Source organism: Corallococcus exercitus (genome assembly GCF_003611585.1).
Lineage (GTDB): Bacteria > Myxococcota > Myxococcia > Myxococcales > Myxococcaceae > Corallococcus > Corallococcus exercitus.
The window spans coordinates 1-5166 of sequence record NZ_RAVW01000561.1 but is presented as its reverse complement, the minus strand read 5'-3'; the positions used below and the strand labels follow the sequence as shown (position 1 = coordinate 5166).

Genomic DNA, 5166 nt, shown 5'->3' with positions numbered 1-5166 from the left:
TCCGCCAAGGCCAGCGCTTCTCTGTCGGGCGCCTTGAATCGCGGCGTCGGGTCCTTCGGGATGCGCCGCCTCGGCTGCTTCGCTGGCGGGCAGGGCCGTCCTGCCTCCTGCTTCATCTGCTCTCTACTCTCCCCCCAGCCCCCCTTATTTCGCGCAACCCTCCTGTCGGACAGGTTTCCGCTGCTCGGGTGAGCGGGCCCCAGCCACGGCGGCTGTCCAAACCGGTCCGACTGTCGGACAGGTTTCCGCTGCTCAAGTGGGCGGGCCTCAGCCACGGCGGCAGTCCCAACTGGTCCGACTGTCGGACCAGTTCGTGCGGGCGCCCCCGACAGGACTCAGGCCCGGCCTGGATGTGACGCGTCGCGGCGAGGCCATGGTCCCGGGCCCTATGAAGCTCAGTTCAGCGAGCGCACCGGCGCCATCCACGCGGCACCCCGATCCGCCTCGTTCGCGTACTGCTCCAGTTGCACGGCTCGGTGGGCCACGGTGTGTTCGGCCAGGACCCGCGCTCGGGCTCGCACGCCCAGTTGGCGCCGGTCTGCTTCCGGCATCGCGAGCAGGTAGCGCAGCACGTCCCGCTCCGTGTGGGCGACCATCACCTCCTCGCCCAGCGCGAAGACGTCCTCCAGGCCCGGCCAGGTATCGCAGATCAGCGCTGCCCCACAGGCCGCCGCCTCGAACAGGTTCGCGCCCGGCGTGTGCTCCGCCTGGGAGAGCGCCAGCGTGAAGCGCTGCGCACCGAGGAAGCCCGCGTGCTCCCCTGGCGATGGAACCTCATGCCTCGCCACGTTGGTAGGCCAGGTGTCATCCACCGCGGACACCATCCCCGCGAGGACGAAGCGCCCCTCGGACCAGCCGCGCGCGGCGCCGAGCAACCATCGCTTCATGAGCCCCCACCGCTCCGCCGACAACGGCCCCAGGTGCCCCAGGTCCCAGCGCGTCCTCTCGCTTCCGGGCGTGAAGAACTCCGTGTCCACACCTGGCAGGAAGACGCGCGCACGGGCCACGCCCCACTCGCGCTCCAGCTGACGGGGCACCGGGCCTCCGCTGGAACAGAGATAGAGCCGGTAGTCCGCGAACAGCTCCGGCGTCATGCAGCCGGGGTCCTCACGCAAGGCATGCCGTGCCAGCGTCCGGGGCGTGTCCCGGTCCCAGAAGACGGTGAGCCCGGCCGCCATGTTCGTGGCCCAGCGGCTCACGTCCGCGACCTGCGGCACGTCCGCGTCCACCAGCACCAGGTCCGCGTGGCGCACCCGCGAATGGAAGCGCTCGTGAAGGTCCGCGAGGTCCTGATACGTCGCGACGGTGGATGAAGCTTCGGACCGGGAGCCGGGCGCCCCTCGCTCCAGCACGAGGACCGCGTGTCCGCGCCTCCGGAGCGCCTTCGCGAGCTGCCTCGGCGCCGTGCCCGCTTGTGCCCCGGCGATGGGCCGGCACACCGGTCCCAGGAAGACAATGTCCATCCACTCGGGCCTCCTCACGCCCCCAGCCCGGCGGAGGGAGGAGCTCCCGCGCGCGGCAGGCCCACGGCTATCGCGACCCGCTTCAGACGGACAAGCAGCCGTGCGCCAGGCCGCGTGAACTCCTCAACGGCACGGCCGGCGTCCAGCCCGCGCGTGCCACCAGGACGTCCGAGAGTGGACCGTGCCCCTGCCCTGCAAGCCAGGGGCTCATCACGGCGGTGTCGCGGCTACTTCGTCGCGGGCTCGGCCTTCGTGGGAGGCGTGTTCCCCGCCGGGGCCGTCGCGGGCTTCGCGGCGCCACCCTTGCGCAGCGGACACGCGACGATGGCGCCCGTGGGGTCGATGGCGTCCTTGCCCTCGTCCACCTTGAGCACCTTGCGGTCCTCGCCCACGACGAACGTGTAGCGCTTGGACACCGTCAACACCGGCATCTTCACGTCGTACGCGCCCACGACCTTGCCGTCCGGATCCGGGATGAACGCGAAGGGCGCCTTCAGCTCCGTCTTGAAGCGCGTCAGCGTCTCCGCGTCGTCCGTGGAGAAGGCCAGCACCTGGCCCTGCACCTGCTCGATGTCCTTGTAGCGGTCCCGGTACGCGGTCAGCTCCTTCGTGCAGCCGCTGGTGAACGCCTTGGGGAAGAAGGCCACGATGACCGGCCCCTTCTTCACCATCTCCGACAGCGTGTAGGTCGTCCCCGCGGTGTCCTTCACCGTGAAGTCCGGGGCGGTTGCACCCACCTGGGGAATCGCTGCGCTGAGCCATCCGACGACGAGCAGGGAGTTGAGCATGCCCGGGACTTAACGGGCCCCGGACACCGCGACAAGCGCTACGCCCTACGACGAAGCCATGCGGGCCCACACGGCGGCGGCGGCCTCGCGCGACTGCTCGGCCACCACCGTGGGGTTCACCGACAGCGGCCTGCGCGCCCAGACGCGCCACACGCCGTCCACCATCACCGCCTCCACGTGGCGGCTGCCCAGCCCGTGCACCACGTGCCACGCCAGCGTCTCCGCCGTCAGCGGCGTGGGCGACAGGTAGTCCAGCACCAGCAGGTCCGCGAGCGCGCCCTCGCGCATGGGGCCGATGGCCGCCTCGAACACCTGTGACGCCAGCCGGTGGCCGTTGGCCAGGTAGCGCAGCACGTCGATGGTCTGCCCCGCCTCGCGCGAGCGCAGGTACGCCGCCTGCGCCTCCGCGAACATGTCCGGCGACGTGCCGTCGGTGCCCAGCGACGCGCGCGCCCCGAACTTCAGCGCGGGCGCGTAGCCCACCTCCAGGCCCTGGTTGGAGCGCGGCGTGTGGAGCAGCCACGTGCCCGTGGCCAGCACCTGCGCCAGGTCCGCCCACGCCAGGTGGCCCGCGTGCGCCGCCATGGCGCGGGGCGACAGCAGGTTGCTGGTGAGCAGCCGCGTCACCGGCGGGTTGCCGTGGCGCTCGGTGGATAGCCGCTCGTCCAGCGGATCCTCCGCGAGCGGGAAGTGCAGCCCGGTGCCGGTGGTGTTGAGCGCCTCGCCCAGCCCCTGGAGCGCGTCGTCGCCCAGCGTGAAGCAGGGGCCCGCGCCCACCTGTCCGCGGAAGCGGCCCCGGGCCTTGCGCGCGAAGCTGACCGTCTCCTCCAGCCCCTCCTCGCGGCCCACCGCGCCCATGCGGTCCGTCACCGCGTAGGACAGCACGCCGCGCACGCCCACCTCATGGAGGCCGCGCGCCGAGCGAAGCAGCGAGCCCGTCACCGCCTTGGGCGAGGCGTGCAGGTCGAACAGGGTGGTGGTGCCGCACTGGATGGACTCCAGGCCGCCCGCCGTGGCGGCCACCTGCACCGCGTCCAGGTCCAGCGCGTTCTCGAAGGGCCAGCGCACCTGCTCCAGCAGGGCCTGGTAGGACGGCGGCGTCGGACGGACCAGGCCGCGCGACAGCACGCTCGCGAGCCGGTGGTGGGCGTTGACGAGCCCCGGGAAGACGAGCTTGCCGGACAGCGCGACCACCTCGTCGTCGGGGCCGGGCGCAAGGTCCTCGCCCCGCGCCACGATGCGCTCACCCTCGATGCGCAGGTCCACCCGCTCCACGGACGCGGGCTCCAGTTCGACGACGAAACCACCCTTGAGGACGGTGCCCAACATCCCTCCCTGCATCCGCGACGGTTCGCGAGGTTCGTGAAGGCGGCCCCCTCCCCTTAGGGGTCACGCTTGAGGCGGGGGAGGTTAGCACTCCCGCCCCGTCCTCCGTCATCGGGTCCACACATCCCTGCACCCACACCCATCGTCCCGGCCGGTCCAACACGGGGTGCACGCCCGGAGCGTCCGGTGGGAGACGGGGACAGGCAGGCAGGCGGCCCGTCAGGACGTTGGGCGCCGGGGGCGCGGGCCCGTAGACTGCCGCCACCTTGGTGTCGGAACCCGGCGTTTCGTGGGCAGGCCGCTACCGCTTGAGCGCGCGCATCGCGACGGGCGGCATGGCGGAGGTGTATCTGGCGCGCGCCATCACCCCGGATGGCCAGCGCGGCCCGGCCGTGGCGGTGAAGCGGCTGATGCCGCACCTGGTCGCGGACCGGCGCATCGTGCAGATGTTCCTCAACGAGGCGCGCATCACCGCGCAGGTGCGTCATCCGCACGTGGTCTCCATCCTGGAGCTGGGCATGGAGGGCGGAGAGCCCTTCATCGCCATGGAGCTGCTGGAGGGGCGCTCGTTCGCGGAGGTGCGGCAGGAGGCCGCCGAGCGCGGGCAGCGCGTTCCTTTGGGCATCACCCTGCGCGTGCTGGTGGATGCGTGCCGGGGGCTGGACGCCGCGCACCGCGCCGTGGACGAGGCGGGGCGGCCGCTGAGAATCGTCCACCGCGACTTCACGCCGGACAACATCCACGTCGGCGCGAACGGCGCGGTGAAGGTCATCGACTTCGGCATCGCGAAGGCGGACGCGCTGGGGTCGGGGACGGAGCCCGGGACGCTGAAGGGGAAGTTCTTCTACATGTCGCCGGAGATGATCGCCGGCCGCAGCGTGGACCACCGCGCGGACCTGTTCGCCGCGGGGGTGATGCTCTACGAGCAGCTGTGTGGCCGCCGGCCCTTCACCGGCATGTCCACCGACGAGGTGCTCACGCGCATCTCGGAAGGACGGCCGAAGCCGCCCACCGCGTTCGACCCGTCGGTGCCGCAGGCGCTGGAGGCGGTGTGCCTCATGGCGCTGGCGAAGGACCCGGAGGCGCGCTTCGACAGCCTGCAGACGTTCATCGCCGCCATCGAGATGCTGGGCGGGCCCGCGGAGGTCGCGGCGCCGGCGCAGGTGGCCGCGTACCTGGACACGTTGTTCCCGCCGGACAGCGACCCCAAGCGGCTGGCGCTGCGCCAGGCGAGGCTCGCGGATCCGTCCAATTCGGGCGCGGAGGGTGCGCAGGCCGTGGACATGCTGCCGCCGTTCGGGGTGCAGGGTGTCCCTGCCTGGCCCGTGCCGCCTCCCGCTGGCGCGGCTCCGGCGGCGTCCCGGCCCCTTCCGCCCCTGGGCACCCACACCGTGTCGCTGCGCGCCCGGCCCGTGACGTCCGGAGGCCTGGCCCCGGGTGGCGCGCCCGGCGCAGGCTCGACGGGCGCCCAGGACAAGACGGCCCGTGGCGCCGTGAACGGCGGAGTCCCTACCGGTTCCCAGGCCAGGGCGCCCCGCTCGCGCCGGGCCCTGGCCATCGTCGCGGGCGTGCTCGTGCTGGGCGGGGTG

At 72.5% G+C, this 5166-nt stretch carries 4 protein-coding genes; 1 reads left to right on the top strand and 3 read right to left on the bottom strand.

The genetic code is table 11. From position 1 onward, the window contains the following. Window positions 1–395 precede the first annotated feature (395 nt). The 3 genes from D7W79_RS38525 to D7W79_RS38515 form a co-directional block, all read right to left on the bottom strand. Window positions 396–1463, bottom strand: coding sequence for a CgeB family protein (locus D7W79_RS38525; protein ID WP_120530232.1), 1068 nt, complete (start codon window positions 1461–1463; stop codon window positions 396–398). A gap of 227 nt (window positions 1464–1690) precedes the next feature. After that, window positions 1691–2251 (bottom strand): peroxiredoxin, encoded by a 561-nt coding sequence (locus tag D7W79_RS38520; protein WP_120530231.1) that lies wholly within the window; start codon window positions 2249–2251, stop codon window positions 1691–1693. Window positions 2252–2296: 45 nt separating this feature from the next. Next, a complete protein-coding gene (locus D7W79_RS38515) occupies window positions 2297–3577 on the bottom strand; it encodes an amidohydrolase family protein (RefSeq protein WP_120530233.1) in 1281 nt (426 codons plus the stop codon). 335 nt (window positions 3578–3912) lie between these two features. Here D7W79_RS38515 and D7W79_RS38510 point away from each other — a divergent pair. Further along, window positions 3913–5166 (top strand): serine/threonine-protein kinase (locus D7W79_RS38510; RefSeq protein WP_147442273.1); only part of this gene is annotated, 1254 nt, incomplete at its 3' end.

Coding starts and splice junctions, on each gene's coding strand:
- D7W79_RS38525 (WP_120530232.1), bottom strand. CDS start 1,463: ATGGACATTGTCTTCCTGGGACCGGTGTGCCGGCCCATCGCCGGGGCA.
- D7W79_RS38520 (WP_120530231.1), bottom strand. CDS start 2,251: ATGCTCAACTCCCTGCTCGTCGTCGGATGGCTCAGCGCAGCGATTCCC.